Here is a 21,606-nt window from a genome sequence, read left to right as displayed (position 1 = left end):
GGTCGCCCTCTCCCCGCCCGCCCGCCCGCGCTGACGTCGCCCAACTGCCCAACCGCACGCCTGAATCGGAGATCAACCAGTGTCGACCGCCACCGCCCCCACGCCCGTCACGTCGCAGTCCTCCACCAGCGCCGTCCAGCGGGCCGCCGAGCTCCTCTCCATCCGGTGGGCCACCCGGATCGTCCACGCGCTGCGGCAGGGCGCGGCGAGCAGCGGCGACCTCCTGGAGGCCGACCCGATGATCCCGGTGAGCAGCGCGTACTCGGTCGTCCGCGCGCTCGCCGGGGCCGGTGTCGTCACGCGGATCCCGACCGGCGCGTCCCGGTTCGACGTCGCGCTGACTGCGAAGGGCCAGGCGCTGGCGCCCGTGCACGCCTCCGCCCTCGCCTGGGCCCAGCGCTACCCCCGTCCGGGTGTGGCGGGCGAGCAGGCGCCCGAGATGATCGAGGAGGTTCTGGGCCTGCTGGCCAGCTCCCACGCCGTCCCCCTGCTGAGCGAGCTGGCTGGCAGCGACCCGATGGCCTACCCGCAGCTGGTCACCTCGCTCAATGCCCGTGACAAGGCGGCGGCGTACCAGCGACTGCTCTCTCTGGAGGAGCGCGGGCTCGTGGCCCGCAGCGGCACCCGCCGCGTCTACCGGTGGAGCGCCACCGAGGCGGGACTGGCGATCGGCCGGGTGTACAGCGACCTGTCGACTTGGACCTCCGCCGCTCACCACCCGGCCGCGCCGGCCCGGCCCGGTACTGCGCTGGCCGCCGCCGGCACCAGTGCCGTCGTCATGAAGAGCCCGGCGCAGGGCGAGCTGTTCTCCTCGCCGCAGGGCGCCGAGCGGCCGGTCAGCGCCCGGGCGGCGGCGGCCGACCTGCGCACCATCACCCTTCACATCTCCTTCTCGCACGCCCCGGCTCCGCAGCCGCCCGCCCCGCTGCTCGTCGCCGCCTCGGCTCACCGCCGCTGACGAGCCCCGCCCGACCGGACTGCCGATCCCACCCGAGGTCCATGATCACGTCTTCCCCGTCCGCCGTTCCTACGATCAGCACGTCCACCCCTGCCGGCGGTGACAGCTCCCAGCCGGTGCCTCCGGTAGGTACCAGCCGCTCCCGTGAGCGGTCCGTTCTGCGAACCCCGCACGTCGCTCCACTGCTGGTGGGCACCCTGGTGGGCCGCTTGCCGGCGGCGATGGCTCCGATCGCCGTCCTCCTGGCGGCCCGGGCCGATCACGCCTCCACCGCGCTCGGTGCCGTCCTGGCTGCCTTGTACGCGGTGGCCGGGGCGGTGGGTCAGCCGCTGCTCGGCCGGGTGGTCGACCGCTCGACCCTGGCAGCCGTCGCCGTGCCCGCCGCGGCGGTCTCGGGTGGAGCGTTCACCGCTCTGGCCTTCGTGGACTGTGCCGCACAGCCGCTGGCCGCCGGCGTGCTGTCGGTCGTAGCGGGTCTGGCAACGCCGCCGCTGGAGGCCGGGCTCAGGGCGAGTTGGAGCCGACTGGTCGAACCGCGTCACCATCACAAGGTCTTCGCCCTCGACTCCGCCTCCCAGGAGGTGGTGTTCGTCGCCGGACCGCTGCTGGTCACCGCCGTGTGCCTGCTCGCCTCGCCCGACTTGGCGCTGGTCGCCTGCGCGGTGGCCGGCAGCGCGGGCACCCTGGCCGTCGCCGCCCGCCCTCCGGCCCGCTTCCGGTCCGTAGCACGCGCGGTCCACTGGCTCGGTCCGCTGCGCTCGACCGGTCTGCTGGTCCTGCTCGCGGCCTCGGTGTTCTTCGGGGTGACGCTCGGCTCGTTCACCGTCCTGGCGCTGTCCTACGCCGACCGGCACCACGAAGGGTGGCTCGCCGGCCTGCTGCCAGCAGCTCTGTCGCTCGGCAGCCTCGTCGGCGGCGCTGCATGGGCCCGGCTCAAGCGCCCGTGGCCACCCAGCCGGGCCCTGCCCGCGGTCGGCGGCGCGTACGCCGCCGCCTTCGCCGTCCTGCTGCTGCCCGCACCGCCGTGGCTGATGATCACGGCAAGCGTCCTGCCAGGGCTGTTCCTCGCTCCGTGGCTCGCCTCCGCCTTCGTGGCCTGCAACGCACTGGCTCCCCGCGACACCGCCACCGAGGCCGCCGCCTGGCTGATCGCGGTGATCGGTCTCGGGCAGGCCGCGGGCACCGCCGTCGCCGGCCAACTCTCCGCCTCCGGCCACGCCGCCACGGCCGCCGTTCCCCTGATGGGCGCGGCTGTGGCCGCTGCCGTCCTCGGTGTGGGGCGACGTCGGCTCACCCTTCCCTGATCTCTCCCCTTTCTTCCTGGAGCTGGACTTCTTGCACAACCGCACCAACCCGGCCAAGCCCGCGCCGATCACCATCGTCTGGGACTGGAACGGGACGCTTCGCAACGACCTCGGCGACCACGTCACCGCCCTCAACGCCACGCTGCCCGGCTTGGGCGGCGAGCCGATCAGTGTGGAGACCTACCAGGCGCTCCACCGGATGCCGATCCGCAGTTTCTACGGCGACCTGCTCGGCCGCCGGCTCGGCGACGAGGAGTGGCACTCCGCCGACGAGGCGTTCCTCGCCGAGCTCGCCCGGCGGCCGGTCCGGCTCCAGCAGGGTGCCCGGCAGCTGATGATGGGCCTGCGGGCCCGGGGCGTACGTCAGAGCCTGCTGTCGCTCGCGCCGCACGAGCGGCTCGTCCGCGAGGTGGAGTCGGTCGGCATCACCGGGCTGCTGGAGCGGGTCGACGGCCGGCCGGGGCCGGCGGTTCCGAGCAAGGCGCCCGCCATGATCGCGCACCTCCAAGCCCTCGGGCCGGAGGTGGACCCGGCCCGCACCCTGGTGATCGGGGACAGCGTGGACGATGCCGTTGCCGCACACGCCGTCGGAGCCGTCCCGGTGCTGCACACCGCGGGGCTTCACGGAGCGAAGCGCCTGGCCACGGCCGGCGTGCCGCTGGTGGACACCATCCAGGACGCCGTCGCCACCGGCATCGCCATCATCACCTCGCGGCAGCTGGCCGCGGCGTGAGCGCGGACAGCGGACGCCCGATCGCCGCGTGGAGGCCCCGGGTACCCGGCAACACCGACCTGGGCAGCCGGATGGTGTGGTCCGAACTCCAGGCAGAGCGGGTCCGCGACCTGCCCGGGCACCGCACAGCGACCCTCCACGGCGCGGTCGCCGACCAGATCGCCTCCACCGCCGTCAAGCTCGACGACGTACAGACCCGGCTGGTCGCTCTCGCCGCCTCCCTGCGGAAAGACCTCCAGCGCATCGAGGCCGGCCACGACACCACCATGCCCGTCACCAACGGGATCCTGCGCAACAGCGCTCTCGACATCGACCTCCTGGTCACCCGCCGCACCGAACTGCACCGCTCGCTCACCGCGCTGATCGGCATCTACAAGGAGCTGCCCGCCTTCGTCGCGCCTCCGGCCCCGGTTCCGACGGCGAAGAAGGCAGCAGCGGTCACCCGGCTGCCCCCGCGGCAGGAGGAGGTCGGCTCGTCCACCGTCACCATCTTCAAGGGCGTGCGCGAGTCGGTCAGGGTCGTGGCCGGCGGGGCCGACGTCAAGGTCGCCACCGTCGATGCCCTGATCGGCAAGGGCCTGGTGGACCACTACGCCCGCAAGGACCTGTTCCGGGGCCACGATCTGGCCCTCACCCCCGAGGGGCAGACCCGGTACGAGGCGCTGCAACGGCCCACCGCCCGCTCGGCCGCCGCCCGCACCCGGCCGGTCGCCCTGCCCACCGCCCCGGAGGCGGCCCCCGCAGTCAGCGTCGCCGTGTCCTCGCCGACTGCCCGCTCCCGAAACTGACCGGCCCCTCGACTCCAGGCCCGCCCGTCGGGCCCGCCTCAGACCTCAACTCAGGAGAAACCATCGGTAGCTGGGACACCGGCCCGTTCCACAACGACGCCGCCGTCGGCACCGCCGAACGCTTCGACAGCCTCTTCGACAGCGAGCTGCCGCCGTGGCTCCACCGCCTCTTCGATGTCGCGGTCTGCATGCCGGAGGGCCCGCTCGACACCGACATGGCCCAGGAGGTTGTCGCCGCCGCGGCCGTGATCGCCTCGCAGTGCCCGGGCGGCAGCGACATCGACCTCAGCAGCGGCCCGCGCGAGCCGGTCCCTCTTCTGCCAACGGACCTCCGACCGAAGGCTGCCGCAGCCCTCGACCGCGTCCTCGCCCACGCCGATACCGAGGTGGACCGCTGGTACGTCCGGGAGCGAGGCGAGCAGTGGCGCGGCAACGTGCAACGGATCCGCCTCGTCCTGGTCGACCCGGCCTCCGGCCCTGGGCCCGCGGCACCCCGGCGGCAGCGGAAGGTACTTTCCGGCCAGCAGCTCCTCCAGGACCGGTTCGGCGTCGAGGACGCCTGGGACCTGCGCGAGCGGCATCCCAAGGGGTCGTCGGCGCATGCTCTGGCCGACCTGCTGGAGCGCCAAGCGGGCGAGGTGGACACCCTCGACCGGGAGCTGCGCGCCACGGCCACCCGCGCGGGCGAGACGCTGGCCCAGGTCGCCGAAGGCAAGTATGCGGCGGTTCAGACCAACGGTGTCCTGCGCTTCACCGGTGTCGAACTGGAGACCCTCGGGGCCCGCTTCGCTCTCGCCAGCCGCGACCTGCTGGACCTGGCCAACCGGTACGAGTACGCCGTCAACGCCGAGACAGACCAGGCCCGTGCCGCCCGAACTGCGGCTGCCCGGACCCGGACCACGCCCCACATCGCTGCCGAAGCGGGCCCGCCGCCGGCAACAGCCGCACCGCCCACCACCGGATTCCCCTCCCACCGCCGCTGACGCGAGAAGGACACCGCCCATCACCACCCTCGAAACTCTCGAAGACACCCGCTTCGACGTCGACGACCTCCGACCCGTCACCGCCGACGACGAGTCGAGGCTCGACCACCTCTGCCTCAGCCTGGACATGTACACCTCCCTGGCGGTCCAGCACGCGACGAATCCGCACACCGAGCTCCTCCGTGACAGCTTCTATGTCGTGCACGACGGCACCATGACCTGGCACGACGTCCCCGGCCTGGCCCAGTACGCGGCCATCCACGTCCAACGCGACCTCGGGGACGGCACGTACCGCTCTGACTACAGCCGCCACCCCATCGCCTCTCTCGCGCAGAACTGGCTTGTGGGCCGCGGCGCCGACCCGGAGCAGCTCACCGTGGACGTCGAGGAACCGATGAGCACCGACCAGGCCACCCGGGGCCTGGAGGGCTTCCTGGCCGCGTCGGGAGACCGCTTCCGGCTCGTGGACGACTACACCCACGACAGCCCGGACTTCTACAAGACGTGGATCATCGCCACCGACATCCGACCCGATCCGGGGCAGCAGCCGATCCGCGTCTTCTACGAGGACGTCGACACGGCGAATCACTCGTACACCCTGCGCCAGGGCGGTTTCGCCAGCGTCGAGGCCGCCCGGAGCTGGGTCGACAGGCTGGGGCATCCGGAGAATCCGCTGCCGCCGCTGACCGGTGCCCCCAGCGCCCGCGCCGCCGGCGCCGGGGCGCACAGCTCGGTCGCGGTCACCGTGTCGGCCCCCACCGCTCCGGTGCCCGCTACGGCTGAGGGCCGCCCCACTCGACCGCAACGCCGCTGACGCCCCCTCACTCCCTGGAAGGACCGCGTATCACCTCGCCCGACAGCACCCAGTCGCCGGCCGCCGCCGGGCCGCAGCGACGACCGCGCACGACGGCGCGCCGCAGCGTGCAGACCACGGTGCGGTTCACCCCCGCCGCCATCGCCGCCATCGGCGAGCGCGCCGCCGCCGAGCGCCTCACGATCGCCGGGTTCATCGGCAACGCCGCCCTGGCCGCCGCCGAGTGCGGCGATCCGCTCCACCGGCCCGACCGCGACTCGCGGCGCCCGCTCGTCGAAGCCCTCGACCGCGTGGCGGGCGAGCTGAACGCCGCCGTCGCTACCGTCCGCGGCTCGGGCGACGGGCCGGGTCGGGCGGCTGCGCTCGCGGTCCTGCCGGTCCTCGCCGAGCGGACGTACACCGTCCTGGACACCGTGCTGGAGGCGTCGTGATCCCCGACGTCTCCCGGGGCAACGGCATCCGCCCGCTGCTGGCCTACCTCTACGGCCCCGGTCGGCGCGAGGAACACGAGGACCCGCACCTCGTCGCCGCGTGGGACCTGCACGGCGCCCCCGACCCGGGACACCATCCGCGCGCGAGCGTCGGCCGGCTCGCGGACCGCCTCGACCAGCACGCCCAGTTGCGCGCCGCCGAGCTGGGGGCGATGCCGCCGAACCGGGTGTGGCACTGCTCCGTCCGCGCCGCACCGGAAGACCCCTTCCTCAGCGACGAGCAGTGGGCCCAGGTGGCCCACCGGGTCGTACGCGCCACCGGCCTCGAGCCGGAGGAGGGCCCCGGCTGCCGGTGGGTGGCGGTGCGCCACGCCGTCCACCACATCCACCTCGCCGCCGTCACCGTCCTGCCCTCCGGCGCCCGGCCCGGCATGCACCGCGACGCGATGCGGGCGCAGGCCGAGTGCCGGGCCATCGAGGCCGAGTGGGGGTTGCGCCGTGTCGGGATCGGCGAACGGACCAGCACGAGCTACCCGACCAGCGCCGAGATCATAAAGGCGGAGCGGCACGGTTGGAGCGAGCCCTCCCGCGTGTGGCTGCAGCGGCAGATGCAGCTGGCGCTGTCCGAGGCGGCCGACCTCGACGGCTACTTCGCCGCGCTGGCCGAGCGCGGGGTCATCGTCCGCGTCCGGCGCGGCGAGGACGCCGCCGCCGGCTACAGCCTGGCCCGCCCCGGTGACGTCGGCGCCGGAGGGCAGACCGTGCACTTCGCCGCCGGTCGCCTCGACTCCGCGATGACCCTGCCCCGCGTCCTGCACCACCTGTCCACGAAGAAGTCCGCCGAAGGAATCCGATCATGACCAGCCCTCAGAACCACCTCTGCTCCCTGGCGGACTTCGCGCACGCCCTGGCCGAACGGCTCCCGGACCGGTGGGCGGCCACCGAGCTGGACCTGCGTGACGACGCCGAGCTTCGCCACCACTTCTACTACCGCGTGTGGGACCGCTCCCGTGCCCAGGAGCTGGGGCTGGACCGCGACACCATGGCGGAGATCGCCGTGCTCGACGGCCCCGACGGACGCCGGCTCCTGGTGCTGCCCGCCGCCGAAGCAGGCCGGTCCTTCCTGATCTGCCCCCTCATCGCCTTCGACGTGCCCGTGTACACCAGCATCTCCCCGCTCAGCTCCGTCGTCGTTCCCGCCGACCCGGCGACGGCCTCCGACGAACTCGCCGGCTCGCTGCTGCCCGTCTACGAGAGCGAGCTGCGGGCCATGCTCGACCATGTCGTCGGCGTCCTGGACGCCACCGAGGCGAGCATCGCCGCGTGCCTCGCCGCCGAGGCCGAGCACTCCGGCGACCCCGAACTAGCCCAGGAGCTCTACGAGATGAGGGGAGTGCGCTGGCTCTCCCACCCGGAGGACACCGACCTGCTGCGCTGTGCCGCCGCAGACGTGCTGGCCGCTCTGGGCCTGCTGCTGGGCCACCGCGGACCGCTGTCCGAAGCCCTGGTCGGCGTCACCACCCACGTCCGGATCTACTGCGAGGTGCACGACAGCTGCGAGGCACTGATCGAGGCCGAGGTGATCGGCCGGATCCTCACCGCCGCCGGTCTGGCCGACACCAGCAGCGACATATTCGATCCGGCGATCAAGGCGAAGATCGCCACAATCGACGCCCTCCCGATCGAGCGGCAGCGGGCCCTGGTACGGGCCGCCGCCACAACCTACACCCGGCGAACCGACGCCGGCTGATCCGATCAGAAAGACCGCCTGTTGTACATCGCCTCCTTCCACGACGCCCGCGACGAACTGGACCTCGACGAGTTCGACACGACCGACCCCGAGTCCGCCCGGACCATCAACCGGCTGTTCGACTTCGAGAGTTCGCTGTGGATCATCGCGAAGCAGTGGGCGTCGGACACCTTGCGCCGCCCAGGGGCGCGGCTGCACGACTACTTCCTCCTGCTCGACTCGTACGCCGCCTACAACGAGCGACCTGGGGCTCCGCAGATCGTCGCCGCCCACTTCGACCGCGACCCGGACACCCGCACGGTCCGGGCCACCATGACGTCGCACGCGCTGATCCCGCTCGCGCAGAACTGGCTGGTGGGCCGCGGAGTGGACCAGGCCAAGGTCTTGGAGCCGGAGGGCTGGAGCGACCCGCTGGATGCCGAGACCGGACAGCTGGAGGACTTCCTGCGCGGCAGTGGCGAGCGGTTCGAGATCCACGACACCTTCAGCCGCCACGAACCGCCGTACGAGACCTGGGTGATCGCCACCGACAACGAGCAGCCTCCCGGCCCGGCACAGGTCTTCTTCTGGCGGCTGCCCGACGAGAGGAGCCCCGCATACACGGTTCGCCGCGGGCAGTTCGACAACTTCGACGCCGCGTACGAGTGGGCCCGGGACACCTCCGCGCCCCTTCCGGCCGCAGCCCGCGCCCAAGCGGCCCGGCTTCGCGCCGCACCGATCCAGCCCTCACCCGCACAGGCCCCGGCACCGCCGTCAACCTCCCCCAACACCCGCCGCCCCCAAGGCCGCTGACACCGCCCTCACCCCACTCTGGAGCTCTGGCCCTTGCCCGACACCTACCTGCCGCACCACGATCCCGACGTCGAGACCCTGGTCCGCCCCCGTTACCTCGCCGGCCCCGGCGACCGGGAGTCCGTCGACACGGCCTTCGCACCCCTGCGCGGGTCAAGGTGGCGAGTCACGGCCATCGGCCCGTACCTCACCGAGGTGATCGCCACCAGCCCGTGCCACCGCATCCGCGTCGGATACCGGCCCGACCAGGAGCAGGCGTGGCAGGTCGCCGCGGCCCTGGACCCGTTCGCCGTCCCCGCCTGGCGCGGCGGATTCAGCCGGGCCGCTCCGCCGGAGATCATCGAGGCGTTCCTCGGCCAGCTGGCCGACTCCCTCCACTACGACGGGGTCGACGACAGCACGGGTACCTTCGTGTCGCTGGAGGGAACGCTCACAGACGCCAATGAGGCTCTCTCCGAGGCAGGTTGGCCGACGTCCCGCTCCGACGGCCACTGGCTGACCAGGTCGGGCGACGGCGCGGTCGAGTACGACGTCGCTCCGCTCGTCGACCCGGCGGTCGAGCTGGCGGCCGACGTGCAGCGCGGCTTCTCCTGGCGCATCTCCCCGAGCGATCCGGACGTCGGCTGGAGTGCTGCCTTCAGCTCGTGTACGCCGCTGCACCTGATCGCCGCGGTGAACGGCGCCGTCGCCGACAGCAGCCCGGTCGTCCGCGCCACCGACGACCTGCCGCAGCGGGTGGTCGCCCGGGCTCTCGCCGAGCAGGCCGAGGTCGACCGGCGCGCTGCCGAAGCCCGTACAGCGCTGCCGACCGCCGTCGAACTCCTCGCCGATGGCGACGGCTTGGATGCGGCGGTCGCCGTAAGTCCGCTGTACCTGGCCGGGCCCGGCACGGTCGAGCGGGCGGTGGCATCCCTGACGGGCCAGACCGGCTGGAGGTCCGTGGCCATCCGGAGCGGACGGCTGTGGGAGAGCGACTGCCAGACCGTCCGCGTCGCGTACCTTCCCGAGCGGACCCGGGACGCCTGGCAGATCACCGCGCTGGCTGGCCCGCTGGGCATGCCCACCTGGAGGGCCACCTTCAGCTACAAGACGCCGGCCGAGGTCATCGGCGAGGTGACCCGGCTCGTCGCCGAGACCGGCAACAACGGGATGGCTGGCACCGAGTACACCTCACCCTTCCAGCTGGACCAGCGCGGCTGGACGAGTCTCACCGCCGGCGTGTGGACCGTGTTCAGCGCGCCGGACCCGAAGGTCAAACTCCAGCACAACTCCGCCGAGTTCGGCCGCTACGAGGAGCTGGAGGGCCAGGCCCCTCCCTCCTGGACACTCACTACGGGCATCGACGACCGGTTCTGCGCCTGGTCCGCCGACTTCACCAGCGGCACCCCGTCGTACCTGGTCACCGCTGCGGCTCTGACCGCCGTCGACCCGGCGCCGGTGATACGGGCCCGCCGGTCACTGCCCGAGACGCATCTGCCGTTCCTGCAGGTCGTCTCGCCGGGCACCGGCCGCGCCGACGCCGCCCGCTCGGGCGCCACACCGGCCTCCCGCGCCGCGCTGCCCGATCCGGCCGGCCCGTTGCGGACCGCCACCGTGGAGCGAGGGCGGCTGCGGTGAGGGACGACCTCGCCCTGGAGGCGTTCACCGAAGCGGTGGCCGGCCGACTTCCCGGTACCTGGCGGCCGGAGCTGGCGGACGTGCGCACGTCGGCGGCCCTGACCGAGGTGTACGAGCGGCTCTGGGACCTCGGGATCACCCAATGGGCCCTGCTGGAGTTCGTCAACGACCATCTCGGGATGCTGCGTGACGGCCAGGGCCGGGAGTTGGTCGTGGTCCCCCGTCCCTTGCGCACAGGCCGCTACCTGATCGCGCCGCTGGTCCCGGCCGGCACGGACCCCGGCGCGGTGGAGGACCTGACACCGTTCGGTCTCACCGTCAGCAGGTCACCGGCCCGGGCGGCCGAGACGGTCCGCCGCCGACTCCTGCCCCGGCTCGACTACGCCCTGCTGCTGGCCGAGGAGCGCGGGGTCTATCCCGGACCGCCTTCCGACGACGGGCGCCGCCGGGTCCACGCGGCCACCGCCCGGACGAGCGTGTCGGCAGGCACCTCGCCAGCTGTCGTCTACTCCGCTGGTCCCCTGCGTCCAGCCACCCCGATTGCGGGCCGAGGCCGAGTCCCGGCCCCCTGACCGAACGAGATTTGTGCCCACTGCTTCCCCTGTCTCCACCGACCCGCTCCTCTCCGTCCGGCCCGCCCACCTCGCCGGGCCCGGTGAGGTGGACCTGCCGTCCCTCCTCACCGCCGAGCACGGCTGGTTCCGCCCCTACAACTCGCCCACCCACGTCGTCCTCGTGAGCGATACCAGCGGCATCGCCCTCTCCAACGGACCAGACCCGACCCCCCTGTCCCTGAACGGGATCGGCTGGTCGGTCGGCTTCTGCCATCAAGTGCCTGCCGAGATCACCCGGGCCCTGCTCGACGAGGCCGCCACCGGCATCCGCCACGCCCCGGACCTCTTCGCCGGTACGGGCCGCCTCGTCGGCCACCACGCCCGCGCGGCGTTGCTCGCGGCCGGCTGGTTCGGCCACCAGCGGGACGGCTACGAGCTCGTCTCCGCGCCCGACCGGCACGCAGCGCTCTCCTTCCCGCTGCAGGCCCCCGGCAGCGAGGTGATGCTGACCGGCGCCGCCGAGAAGGGCACGTGGACGGTGCGGTTCGGCGCGACCGCTCCCGAGTCGCTGCTGACCGCCGCGACCGCCGCCCTTCTGGCCCCGGTCGTCCGCCGGGCCGGGCAGCTCCCGGCGCGGCACCGGAACCTGCTGACCACCCAGACGCTTGCCGAACGGCCGCCGCGCACCGGACGGTCCGGCGCGGCTCGCGCCCGGAGCACCGCGGCCCGGCCGGTGTCCACCGCGTTGCCGCTGTCCGACCGGCCGCGCACCGGCAGCAGCGCGTCCGTGCCGGTTCCGCGGCGCCGCCCGTCCTGACCCCGCCCCCTCGTGCTCCTGGAGATCTCGCTGCCTGCCGATCCCGACATCGACGACCTGGTCGCCGTCCGCCCGCTGGAACTCGCTGGCCCCGGCACCGCGCCGTTCGACCTTCTGCGCCACCTCGCTGCCGAGTACCAGTGGCGAGTGGTCTCCGACGGCGAGAACCCGCAGTTGGAGAGCCCCTGCGGACGGCTGCGGCTGCAGCACGGCGACTTCCTGTCCGGCAACCTCCTGCTGGCCGACAACTGGATGCTCACCGCCCGCGAGTCCCCGTCCGCGGAGTGGCTGTGGTGGGCGTGCTTCAGCCCTCAGACACCGCACGAACTCACCTACGGCTTCGTGCTGGAGACCGCCCGGCGCCTGGGCAGCGAACCCGACAGCGTCCTGGTGCGCCGGGACGTGGCCGACGACGCGGGAGAGCTGCTCGCCAATACCGGCTGGCAGGAGATTGAACACCCTCTCCCCGGCGTTCGCATGACCACCCCCACCGGCAACACCGGCGCGGCCCACACCTTCGAACTTCCCGAGCGGGCCCTGTCGTTCAGCATGAACAACACCAGTTCCGAACTGGCCTGGTCGATCTCCATGTCGCCCCGGACACCGGAGGTGCTGCTGCGCGTCGCCGCGACAGCCCTGGTCGAGGACTCAGCGGTGCGCAGCCACGGCGAGATCCCCGCCCACCACCGCGAGCGGGTCTCGACCGCGCCGGCCAGCACCGCCCTCCCGCCACGCTGGACGACGCTGCTGCCCGGCCTCGCCGCCGAAGAGGCGCACGCGCCCGCCGGTTCGGACGAGGCCGGTGCTGAACAGCCCAGCCCGCCTCCGGCGTTGGTCGCGGTCACCCCTCGCCACTACGCCGGGCCCAGCGTCGACGCCGTCGACCGGCTTCGGCACCGTCTCGAGGCCGAGGGATGGGTCGGCGCAGAGGGCGTCCTCACCAGCGCGTGCGGCCGGCTGGGCGTCGCCTGGCCCACCGAGTCGGACAAGCCGCGCGGCTGGGGACGCGAGCGGACGTACGCACCGTGGCGGGTCTGGGGCACCCAGCACCGCGGCGCGGGCGTCGCCTGGCGGGTCACCGGCTGGCGCCTGGTCCCCCAGGAGATCTTCGAAGGTCTGATCGGCGAGGCGACCGTGATGCTGGACGAAGCCGACAAGGCCGGCCGGACACCGTTCGAGTCGGGCGCCCTGGCGCTGGGGTTCCTCCCGCTGGCAGCAGCGGGCTGGACCAGCGAGGTCACCCCCAAGGGCGCCGCCACCTTCGAGTCGCCCGACGGATTCCTCAGTGCCCGCTGCGGACCCCCGGACGCCCTGTACGAACTCCGCGGCCGACCGGCCGCCCGCATCTCCTGCCGACGGGCGCTCGGATTCTGGGAGGTCGAGATCAGCGCGAACACCCCCTCCCGGCTGGCCGCAGCCCTGTGCCGCGACGCCGCCGACCCCCGGCCCCTGATCCGCAATCCCGATCACCTGCGCCTGGACGCCACCGACCGGGAGGTCGTCGTCGTCACCCCGGTCACCGCGCAGTCCCTCACTACCGCTACCGGCCGCCGGGCCGCCGCCATCACCCGCTCGCTGCCCAGCCTGTCCACCACGAGCACCAGCGCGCCCGCCGGCAACCCGGCCGCCGCTCACCCCGCGACCGCGGGTGCCTCACGGCGGTGACCGCCGACGGAGCCCCGGACGACGCGGCGCCGTTCCGCCCACCCCTTGTTCTTGGAGACCGACCTGCCCACCGACACCGACGAACTGGTCGCCGTCCGCCCCTTGGAGCTGGCCGGCACCGGCACCGCGCCCAGCGACCTGGGCGACCACCTCGTCTCCGCGTACGGGTGGGAGCACGACCCGGACAGCACCCCCGAAGAACTCCTGCTCGTCAGCCCCTGCCGCCGCATGGCCCTGGAGCGCGGCGACTTCCCCCTCGGCCGCCGCATCCTCCAGAACCACTGGAAGCTCTCCGCTTACGACAGCGGGGAGCAGGACGCCACGGAGCTCTGGTGTGCCTGGTTCAGCCCCAGGACGCCCTACGAACTCACCCACGGCCTTGTCCTGGACGCCGCCGGCCGACTCGACAGCGATCCAGCCACCGTCCTTGCCGACCGCAGGGCCGGTGACGACATCGCGCGGATCCTCTCCGACGCCGGATGGACGATCAAGCAGGGCCCCTGGCGGACGTTCATCCACTCGCCCGGCGCCGCCACCCTCCTGGTGCCCTCCCACCCGGAGCGCATACTCGCCTTCAGCCTGGGCAACACCCGCTCCGACCTGGCGTGGGAGGTCATCGCCTCGCCGTGGGCTCCCGAGGCGTTCCTGCGCTTGGCCGCTGGGACGCTGGCCTCGGACGCGGCGCTGCGCCGCCGCAGCGAAATCCCCGCCCACCACCTGGCCCGCGTCACGATCGAACCCGCCGCCGTCGCCACCCTGCCGCGATGGCGCCCCCAGCTGGCGCCCCCGACCGACCTGGAGAACCCGCTGCCGACCACCCCCGACCGAACCGCCGTCGAACCGGCCCTCAGCCCCGAACCCGGACCGGAGCTGGTCACCGTAACCCCCCGCCACTACGCCGGCCCCGGCCGTGGCGGCGCCGAACAGATCAAGGACCATCTCGCCTCCCAGGGCTGGACGTTGGGCACGAACTCGATGACCAGCTCGTGCGGCAGGCTCGGCGTCGCCTGGCCCGACGGCACCGACACCCCGACGCGGCAGAGCGCCGCCTGGCGGGTCTGGGGTGCCCAGCACCGGGGAGCGAGCGTCGCCTGGCGCATCACCAGCGGCGACCTTGCCCCGCCCGAGCTGATCGCCGGCGTAGTCGACGAGGCGCTCGCCATGCTGGACGAAGCCGGGCCGGACTCCCGCCAGCCCTTCCAGGCCGGAGTCCTGGCCCTCGGTCTCCTGCCCCTTGCCGAGGCGGGGTGGCAGAGCACCGTCGAGCCCCGCGGCTCCGTCTCCTTCCGCTCGCCCGACGGCTACGTCAACGCCCACTGCGACGTCCCGAGTGCCCTCCACGACCTGCGCGGAAAGCCCGCCGCCCGGATCAGCTGCTACCGGGCCCGCGGGTACTGGATGGCGGAGATCAGCGCGAACACCCCCTCCCGCCTCGCCGCCGCACTCTGCCGCGACCTCGCCTCCCCGGAGCCCCTGCTGCGCAGCACCACCGGCCTCCACCTTGACGCGACCGACCGGAAGATCGCCGTCGTCACCCCGGTGAGTGCCGAGGCCCTCACTGCTCCGGCCCAACGGCGCACTGCGGCCCTCGCCCACGGCACCCAGCTGCCCCGCTCGAGTGCGGAGCCCGGCACCGCCGCCACCACAAGCACCCTGGTCAGCGCCCCCGCCCCCAGCCAGCGGCGCTGAACTCACCACGTAGAGACGACCATGACCGACTCCCCGCAACCCGCACTCCTGGACAGCCGCCGCCTGCTGAACGCCGCCTACGAGGGCCTGGGCAGCGCCCCGGTCGCCGACCTGCTGGTCGCCGCGAGCCGGACGCTGGAGCCGTCCAGGGGCTGCTTGGCCCTCGCCGACGCCAGCTTCCGCCTCGCCCAACAGGTGTACCCGCGTCCGCAGAACCCGCTCGACCCCGCCGTGCTGACCGCCTTGGCCAACGCCGACACTCTCAAGGGCACCGCGCAGCTGGCCCGCTTCTGGCGGGCCCTCGCCACGACCGCCGGCCCCGGCGAAATGGTGATCGAGCTACCGGAGTTGCCCGCCCCCACCCCCGGCCCGAAGCAGCAGGCAGTCGCCTGGCTGCACAACGGACACCTCTTCTCCCGCTTGGGGGCCGCGTCGTACACGGCCCTTGAGGTGGCCCTCATGGCCGCCATCGACGACGAGGCCACCCTGCCGCGGGCCCTTGCCAACCTGGGACCGACGGTCTGCGGCATCGTGCCCGAGGGCCCGAACCTGCCGACGGCGTGGTCCGCCACGATCGAGGCGACCGCCCGCCATGCCGTCGCCTCCGCGTACGGGCTGCCCCGCGAGGCCGGCCTGCTGGACGCACGCATCCCCGAGATCCTGGCCGATGCCGCCCGGGCGCCCCAGCGGATCCAGGCCGAGCTGCTGGAGGACGCCGCCGGCGCGTTCCGCTACGCGAGCGACGAGTTGTTCACCACTCCGGCGGAGAGCCGCCGCGCGGAGGCGGCTCGTACGCGCACCACGGCCAGGCGCCCAGAGGCAGCCCCGCAGCCGGCCTCGGCTGCACCGCGGACGCTGCCGCAGCAGCGCCGCGCCCGCTGACCGTCGAGTCCCGCCCCCGGAACACGGCTGGAACCGGCCGCCCGAACCCTCCAAACCCCGAACCGAACACCACGGAGAAGTCCTGACCTCGCATCCTCTCGACTCCGCCCAGGGGCCCTCGCCCGTCCACGAGGCGGGGGCGCCCGCAGTGCGCACCGCCCAGCAGTTCATGCCGATCCGGCGCACCGCCACCGGCGAGATCACCACCACCGGCTACAACGCCGCCGCGCTGCGGATCCTAATCGGGGCCGGCTTCGAGGAGGCTCCTGGCTGCTGCTGCCCAGCGACGGAACCCAGCGCGGACCGGACGCACGGGCCTGCTCGGCAGCCAGCGAGCTGCCCGTCGACCTCCACCCCGTGAGCGGGCCGGCCTCGCCCCCACGGTCTCGGTGAACGTCCCGCCCTTGATCCGCTCCGAGAGCGGCCCCGCCATCCCAGCACGTTGCCAACCCCGCCCGCCCGCGAACCCGTTGGAGGTTCCTCGCTTTGACCACACCCGCACCGCCCGTCAAACCAGCACACGCCAGGCCCGGCGAACTGCGGGCCAAGGTCGCCAAGTTGCTGGCCGACCGGCCGGCGGACCCGCTCACCATCGGGGAGATCTCCAAGGCATTGGGGCACTCCCACGGTGCTGTCCAGCAAGCGGTCAACACGCTGGTTCAGCGCGGAGAGGCCGACCAGCTCGGCACCGGAAGGCAGTTCCGCGCGAACGGGAAGACCGTCTCCGCCGCGGCGGTCGTGGTGATCAGTCCACCGGGCACGCACTCTCCCCGGGCCCAGGCGGCCACGGCCCGCACGGCCCCGCCCGCACCGAAGACGCCCAGGCAGGTCGGTCCGATCCGCCGCGCGGGCGGCCAGCTCTACCACCCCCGGGAGCTGGCCTCCCTGCCCGACGTCGAGGCGCTGGCGCGGCTGCGTGCCGCCGACGTGCCGGTGCTGCTCTACGGTCCCCCCGGCACCGGCAAGACGTCCCTGGTGGAGGCCGCGTTCCCCGATCTGCTCACCGTCGCGGGCGATGGCGACACCACGGTCGGCGACCTGATTGGCGATTACACGCTGGACGACAGCGGGGGCTACGTCTGGCAGTACGGTCCGCTGGTCACCGCGATGACCGAGGGCCGCGCCCTGCTGATCGACGACGCCACCCTGATCTCGCCCAAGGTTCTGTCGGCGATGTATCCGGCGATGGACGGGCGCCGCCAGATCCAGGTCAAGGCGCACAAGGGCGAGACCGTCACGGCCGAGCCCGGCTTCTTCGTGGTCGCGGGCCACAATCCGGGCGTACACGGGGCGATCCTGACGGAGGCGCTGGCGTCCCGGTTCAGCGTGCAGATCCAGGTCGGGACCGATTATGACCTCGCCCAGGCGCTGCGGGTCGATGCCCGGGTGGTCCGGGTCGCCCGGCACCTCGCCGGCCAGGTCGAGCTCGGCGAGCTGGGCTGGGCCCCCCAGCTGCGGGAGCTGCTCAGCTACCAGAAGACCGAGGCCGTCCTCGGCCGCGAGGCCGCGTGGGCGAACTTGATCGGGATCGCTCCTCTGGAGGACCGCGACGTCGTCGCCGCCGCCGTCAGCAAGATCGCCGGCGTCAAGAACGTCAAGCCGCTCACCCTCGGCCGACAGCTCCCCGCCACCACCGCCCCGGCTGCTCAGCAGCCCGCCGGACCCGCGAACCGGGGCCGCCAGCGATGAGCGCCCATCACCACGTCCAGTCCCCGGCCACCGCACCCGACGACGCCGCCGATCTCGCGCGCTGGGACGACGACGGCGCCCCGCCCGCACAGCCCCGGTCCTCCCCGGCCGCGTGGCTGCGCGTGGGAGCCGAGCTGGGTGATCGGCTGGTCGCGCTGTCCGGCCGCCAGGACCTGCTCGTCACCTGCCGCCCCGGCACCCGCAGCGGCGCACCGGCCGCCTATTTCCCCGGCCTGGCGGAGGTCGAGTTCGACGCCACGCTGTTCGAGCCTCTCCAGCCCCACGAGGTCCATCCGCGGATCGTAGGCGACGAGGAGCGCTATCCCGCTGCCTGGGGAGTTTTCGTCCACGAGGCGGCCCATGCGGCCCACTCCGTATGGGTGGAGCCGACCGGCGCGGACCCCCGCGTCGTCGAGGCGGCGCTCCTACTGGAGGAGAGCCGTGTCGAAGGCGCTCACCTGACCAGGCGGCCGATGGACCGCACGTACCTGCGCACCAGTGCCCGGACCCTGGTCATGCCCGACATCGCCAAACCCGCCTTCCAGGGAATCGAGCAGGCCGCCGGCGTGGCGGCCCTGATCCTCGGCCGCCGTGACGCCGGTATCCTGGACGGCGGCGAGACCAAAGCCGTCGCCGATCTGTGCGAACAGGTGCTGGGCGCCGACCTGCTGGCCACTCTCACCGGCATCTGGACCGCGGCCCACCGGTGCGCCGACCACGACGCCACCACCATGCTCGCGCACGCCCAGGACTGGTGCGACGCCCTGGACACCGCTGCCCCCGCCCTGCCCGCCGCGCCGGAGGACCTCACCGATCTGCTGTCCGGCGCCGTGGTGGTCGTCATGGACAACATGGCCGCCAACGACGCCGCCGACCTCGCGGCACGGACTGCCGCAGACAGCGCCGTTGCCGCGCGGTCCAAGGCCCAGGCCCAGGGCCGCGCCCAGCAGGCGGACCAGCGGCGCAAGGCCGCCGCCACCGCCAAGTCGGTCTTCAACTCGCGCAGCGCCACCGTCAGCCCCGACGGCACACCGATGCCCTCCAGCAACCCGGTCACCGGCACCCGCAGGCCCACCGCCGCCGAGCAGAGTGCCGCCGCGCGCCTGAGTCGCGCGCTTCGAGCAGCGGCCTATCGGGAACGGACCGAGGAGCGGACCACCAGCCCCACCCCGCCCGGCCGCCTCAACATGCGCGCGGCTCTCGCCCGTGACGCCCAGCGCGCGAGCGGGTCGGTGCCCACCGCAGAGCCGTTCACCGCCACCCGCCGCCGCAACTCACCCACCCCGCCGCTGCGGGCGGGGATCGCCGTGGACGTCTCCGGCTCCATGTCGGCCGCCTGCGGGCCCGTCGCATCCGCTGCCTGGATCGTGGCCCGCGCAGCGGCCATGACCGGCCCCGACTCCCGCACCGCCACCATCGCCTACGACGCGCATCTGACCGCGCTGACCCGGCCCACCCACCGGGCGCCGGAGCGCGTGACGACGTTCAACGCCAGCGGTGGCAGGCACAACCTCGCCGACGCCATCGATGCACTCGACCACGGCCTCGACCTCAGCAGCCCCGGCACCGGCCGCCTCCTCGTGATCGTCACCGATGCCCGCTACTTCGGCGACGAAACCGCCAACGCGGTCACCCGCATCAACCGCCTCACCAAGGCCGGCTGCGCCGTACTCCAACTCACCCTCACCAAAGAGTCCCTGCACCTACCAGGGACCACGCTGCTCCACCTGCCCCGGCCCTCCAGTGCCCCTGCCGCCATCGCCCAGGCCGCCACCGACGCCATCCGCAAAACACGCTGAGACGCCGACGGAGGCGTTGGGCTTGGTGCGGCAGACCTCGCCGCCAGGTTCGCCGGCCTCCCGATCCGGACCGGGGCCGACCACCCCGCAGTCCCCTTCCCCAACCAGGCCGGCGACCCTCCGCCGCGCCACCCCCGCCGACACAACGCGCCTGTGCCCGGACCAACTCGGTCCGGGCGCAGGCGTGTTCGCCTGCGGCAGACGAACCCTCGAACGGACTACGCAAATCGGGGCAGTCCAAGTCAACATGGACGACCCCGCAGCGCCTGCCCGAAGGAGGCCCCCTCTGTCCGTCGTGATCTCCGCCCCCGCTGTCCGCGGTCCTCGGCCCGGCGACGCCATCCCGCACCGAACCTGGCCGCTCGGCGAGGGCAACCCCAACGCCATCAGCGCCTTCCTCTACGAGCACGGCTGGTCGTGGGTGATCGACGCCGAGGGCGGCCTGCACGCTGCTTCGCCTGCGACTACCGCCGATAGATGACACATACCGGTGATGACTGTCACCATGATCGCTTGGATTCAGGGGGAAATGGCGGGTCGGTCAACGGGTTGACGGCAGGTCGGCTCGGTCCCTTGGAGGCGGGGTTCAGCCGAGACGTGACCGATGTCGGGCGCCACTGCAGCGGCTCGCCGGAGTTGCTGATCGGACCGCAGTATCCCAGCTGACCGCCCTCCGCGGGGGAGGGCCCGGCCAACACACCCGTTGCCGACTCCGCCAGCGATTACATTTCCCATCCGCTCAATGAGCAGAGCCGATAAGTGTCACCTGGCGACCATTACGTGACCGCGGCCCGCAGGGCGATTTGTCGGATCCGGGGGAACGATAGGAGAGCGTCACCGGGAGCGAACAGCCGCCGACAGACGTGAAGCGCCCCAATTCCGCCGGAAGGACAGATCATGAACGCCTCCGCTCCCAAGGGCCCGACCGCACCTGGGGTGCGGTCCTGGTGGGGAATCCCGTACGCCACTGCCGAGCGGTACCGCCGTCCCGTGGTCGCGGACTTCGATCCGGACCTGCCCTATGACAGCAAGGGCGTCGTCTCGATCCAGCCCGACAGCGGCGACTGGCTGGAAGCGGACAGCGGCATGGGCGAGGACTGCCTGAACCTGAACGTGTGGGCCCCCGAGCAGCCGGCCAGCAAGGCGCTGCCGGTGACGGTGTACATCCACGGCGGCGGATTCGAGTACGGCGCGAACACGCAGATCACCTCGAACGCAGCCGGCCTCGTCGCGACGGGGCGCGTGGTGGGCGTGTCCATCAACTACCGGCTCGGCGCCTTGGGCCCGCTCTCGCTCTCGCAGTACGGCGGGAAGCTCGCCGAGGCCAGCAACCTCTTCCTCCAGGACGTCATCGCCGCGCTGACCTGGATCCAGCGGAACATCGCCCACTTCGGCGGCGACCCCGCCAATGTGACCGTCTATGGTCACAGCGGCGGCGCCTACACCACCTTTGGGCTACTCGGCGCCTCCTCCGCCGACGGCCTGTACCGGCGCCTGGCAGGGTTCTCCGGCGGGCCCGCCCGCTCCATCCCGGCCTGGTGGGCCGAGGAGCTCGCGGAGCGGTTCGTCACCGAGCTCGGCGTCGCGTACAACCCGGAGAAGCTGCTCGACCTGGACCCGTTCTCCCTGCGGGACGCCCTTCGCAAGGTCCTTCCGACGGACCTCGGCGTCCGCGGCGGGGTGGACAACAAGGCCACTGGCGTCGTCCTGGACATCGGGCAGCCCGGCGCGGTGGTGCACGCCCATCCGATGGACGTTCTTGCCTCGGGCGCGCACCGCGATGTCGATGTGCTGCTGAGCATGGCCAGTGACGATATGGGCTGGTGGGTGGCGAACGACCTCGACCGGTTCGACCCGGGCACCTGCGACCGCGTCGTCGACGAGGTCGCGGGGTGGCGGATTTCCCGCTCCCGCGCGAAGAAGATCGTCGCTGCCTACGACCAGGGCGGCCGTACCCCAGCCGAGGTTCGCGCTGCGGTCATGGCGGACTACCTCTTCGCGATCCCCGCCGCCCGCGGTGCCCTGGCCCACGCAGCCGCGGGCGGCAACGCCCATCTCCTGGTGATCGGCCCCGCCGAGGGTGCGCCCGCCGTGCACGGCACCGAGATGTACGCCCTGGTCGGCCAGGAGAAGCTGGGCCGCAGCCAGGAACAGGCCGAGCGTGACACGCGGATCCGCGACATACTGCTCGACTTCGCCACCGGCGAGCAGTCCCGCCTGTGGCCGGCAGTCACGGACCGGCCGATCTCGGGCAGCGTCGGCAACCCTCCCTTCGAGGCCAGTGCCCACTACCAGCAGGTCCTCGACCTGTGGGAGGGCATCGACCGCCCCTGACAACCAC

At 73.0% G+C, this 21,606-nt stretch carries 21 protein-coding genes; all 21 read left to right on the top strand.

Annotated features, from left to right (window positions below):
- Positions 1–79: 79 nt before the first annotated feature.
- The 21 genes from AA75_RS42580 (at position 80) to AA75_RS42480 (ending at position 21,599) form a co-directional block, all read left to right on the top strand.
- Positions 80–958, top strand: coding sequence for a helix-turn-helix domain-containing protein (locus AA75_RS42580; protein WP_033825862.1), 879 nt, complete (start codon positions 80–82; stop codon positions 956–958).
- 41 nt (positions 959–999) lie between these two features.
- Entirely contained in the window at positions 1,000–2,262 is a 1,263-nt protein-coding gene (locus AA75_RS42575; RefSeq protein WP_082527256.1) for an MFS transporter, read from the top strand.
- Positions 2,263–2,293: 31 nt separating this feature from the next.
- Entirely contained in the window at positions 2,294–2,995 is a 702-nt protein-coding gene (locus AA75_RS42570) for an HAD family hydrolase (RefSeq protein ID WP_051740817.1), read from the top strand.
- A complete protein-coding gene (locus AA75_RS51325; protein ID WP_033825861.1) occupies positions 2,992–3,783 on the top strand; it encodes a hypothetical protein in 792 nt (263 codons plus the stop codon). Before AA75_RS42570 ends, AA75_RS51325 begins: the two co-directional genes overlap by 4 nt.
- On the top strand, positions 3,780–4,766 hold the full coding sequence (locus AA75_RS51320; RefSeq protein WP_199520561.1) for a DUF4259 domain-containing protein: 987 nt from the start codon (positions 3,780–3,782) through the stop codon (positions 4,764–4,766). The genes AA75_RS51325 and AA75_RS51320 overlap by 4 nt, the downstream gene beginning before the upstream one ends.
- A 127-nt stretch (positions 4,767–4,893) precedes the next feature.
- Positions 4,894–5,580, top strand: coding sequence for a hypothetical protein (locus tag AA75_RS42555; protein WP_051740815.1), 687 nt, complete (start codon positions 4,894–4,896; stop codon positions 5,578–5,580).
- A gap of 107 nt (positions 5,581–5,687) precedes the next feature.
- Positions 5,688–6,011, top strand: coding sequence for a hypothetical protein (locus AA75_RS42550; protein WP_051740813.1), 324 nt, complete (start codon positions 5,688–5,690; stop codon positions 6,009–6,011).
- Positions 6,008–6,871 (top strand): hypothetical protein, encoded by an 864-nt coding sequence (locus tag AA75_RS42545; protein ID WP_051740811.1) that lies wholly within the window; start codon positions 6,008–6,010, stop codon positions 6,869–6,871. The genes AA75_RS42550 and AA75_RS42545 overlap by 4 nt, the downstream gene beginning before the upstream one ends.
- Positions 6,868–7,761 (top strand): hypothetical protein, encoded by an 894-nt coding sequence (locus tag AA75_RS42540; protein WP_051740809.1) that lies wholly within the window; start codon positions 6,868–6,870, stop codon positions 7,759–7,761. The genes AA75_RS42545 and AA75_RS42540 overlap by 4 nt, the downstream gene beginning before the upstream one ends.
- A gap of 21 nt (positions 7,762–7,782) precedes the next feature.
- The gene (locus AA75_RS42535) at positions 7,783–8,553 is read left to right on the top strand and encodes a hypothetical protein (protein ID WP_033825859.1); all 771 of its coding nucleotides are present in this window, start codon (positions 7,783–7,785) and stop codon (positions 8,551–8,553) included.
- Positions 8,554–8,586: 33 nt separating this feature from the next.
- Positions 8,587–10,170: a DUF317 domain-containing protein gene (locus tag AA75_RS42530; RefSeq protein ID WP_033825858.1), complete on the top strand. Its 1,584-nt coding sequence runs from the start codon at positions 8,587–8,589 to the stop codon at positions 10,168–10,170.
- A complete protein-coding gene (locus AA75_RS42525; RefSeq protein ID WP_033825857.1) occupies positions 10,167–10,742 on the top strand; it encodes a hypothetical protein in 576 nt (191 codons plus the stop codon). Before AA75_RS42530 ends, AA75_RS42525 begins: the two co-directional genes overlap by 4 nt.
- A 13-nt stretch (positions 10,743–10,755) precedes the next feature.
- Complete coding sequence (locus tag AA75_RS42520) at positions 10,756–11,541, top strand: hypothetical protein (protein ID WP_033825856.1); 786 nt, start codon at positions 10,756–10,758, stop codon at positions 11,539–11,541.
- Positions 11,542–11,553: 12 nt separating this feature from the next.
- Positions 11,554–13,206 (top strand): DUF317 domain-containing protein, encoded by a 1,653-nt coding sequence (locus tag AA75_RS42515; protein WP_033825855.1) that lies wholly within the window; start codon positions 11,554–11,556, stop codon positions 13,204–13,206.
- Positions 13,207–13,251: 45 nt separating this feature from the next.
- Positions 13,252–14,895 carry a hypothetical protein gene (locus AA75_RS42510; protein WP_033825854.1) on the top strand — a complete coding sequence of 548 codons (1,644 nt, stop codon included), beginning with the start codon at positions 13,252–13,254 and terminating at the stop codon, positions 14,893–14,895.
- A 21-nt stretch (positions 14,896–14,916) separates the two neighbouring features.
- Entirely contained in the window at positions 14,917–15,777 is an 861-nt protein-coding gene (locus AA75_RS42505; RefSeq protein WP_033825853.1) for a hypothetical protein, read from the top strand.
- 169 nt (positions 15,778–15,946) lie between these two features.
- Positions 15,947–16,138, top strand: coding sequence for a hypothetical protein (locus AA75_RS53245; RefSeq protein ID WP_033825909.1), 192 nt, complete (start codon positions 15,947–15,949; stop codon positions 16,136–16,138).
- 176 nt (positions 16,139–16,314) lie between these two features.
- Positions 16,315–17,466: an AAA family ATPase gene (locus AA75_RS42495; RefSeq protein ID WP_233289448.1), complete on the top strand. Its 1,152-nt coding sequence runs from the start codon at positions 16,315–16,317 to the stop codon at positions 17,464–17,466.
- Positions 17,463–19,265 (top strand): hypothetical protein, encoded by a 1,803-nt coding sequence (locus tag AA75_RS42490; protein ID WP_033825851.1) that lies wholly within the window; start codon positions 17,463–17,465, stop codon positions 19,263–19,265. Before AA75_RS42495 ends, AA75_RS42490 begins: the two co-directional genes overlap by 4 nt.
- A 295-nt stretch (positions 19,266–19,560) precedes the next feature.
- Positions 19,561–19,746, top strand: coding sequence for a hypothetical protein (locus AA75_RS42485; RefSeq protein WP_033825850.1), 186 nt, complete (start codon positions 19,561–19,563; stop codon positions 19,744–19,746).
- A gap of 416 nt (positions 19,747–20,162) precedes the next feature.
- Positions 20,163–21,599 carry a carboxylesterase family protein gene (locus AA75_RS42480; RefSeq protein ID WP_033825849.1) on the top strand — a complete coding sequence of 479 codons (1,437 nt, stop codon included), beginning with the start codon at positions 20,163–20,165 and terminating at the stop codon, positions 21,597–21,599.
- The last annotated feature ends 7 nt before the right edge of the window (positions 21,600–21,606 follow it).

It is taken from the genome of Kitasatospora sp. MBT63 (assembly GCF_000710465.2).
In the GTDB taxonomy this organism is placed as follows: domain Bacteria; phylum Actinomycetota; class Actinomycetes; order Streptomycetales; family Streptomycetaceae; genus Kitasatospora.
This window is presented reverse-complemented; position numbering and strand designations above follow the sequence as displayed.

Bases quoted from the DNA above. Each gene is read 5' to 3' on its own strand.
- AA75_RS42575 (WP_082527256.1), top strand. From the start codon at position 1,000: ATGATCACGTCTTCCCCGTCCGCCGTTCCTACGATCAGCACGTCCACC.
- AA75_RS42555 (WP_051740815.1), top strand. From the start codon at position 4,894: ATGTACACCTCCCTGGCGGTCCAGCACGCGACGAATCCGCACACCGAG.
- AA75_RS42540 (WP_051740809.1), top strand. From the start codon at position 6,868: ATGACCAGCCCTCAGAACCACCTCTGCTCCCTGGCGGACTTCGCGCAC.
- AA75_RS42505 (WP_033825853.1), top strand. From the start codon at position 14,917: ATGACCGACTCCCCGCAACCCGCACTCCTGGACAGCCGCCGCCTGCTG.
- AA75_RS53245 (WP_033825909.1), top strand. From the start codon at position 15,947: ATGCCGATCCGGCGCACCGCCACCGGCGAGATCACCACCACCGGCTAC.
- AA75_RS42490 (WP_033825851.1), top strand. From the start codon at position 17,463: ATGAGCGCCCATCACCACGTCCAGTCCCCGGCCACCGCACCCGACGAC.
- AA75_RS42480 (WP_033825849.1), top strand. From the start codon at position 20,163: ATGAACGCCTCCGCTCCCAAGGGCCCGACCGCACCTGGGGTGCGGTCC.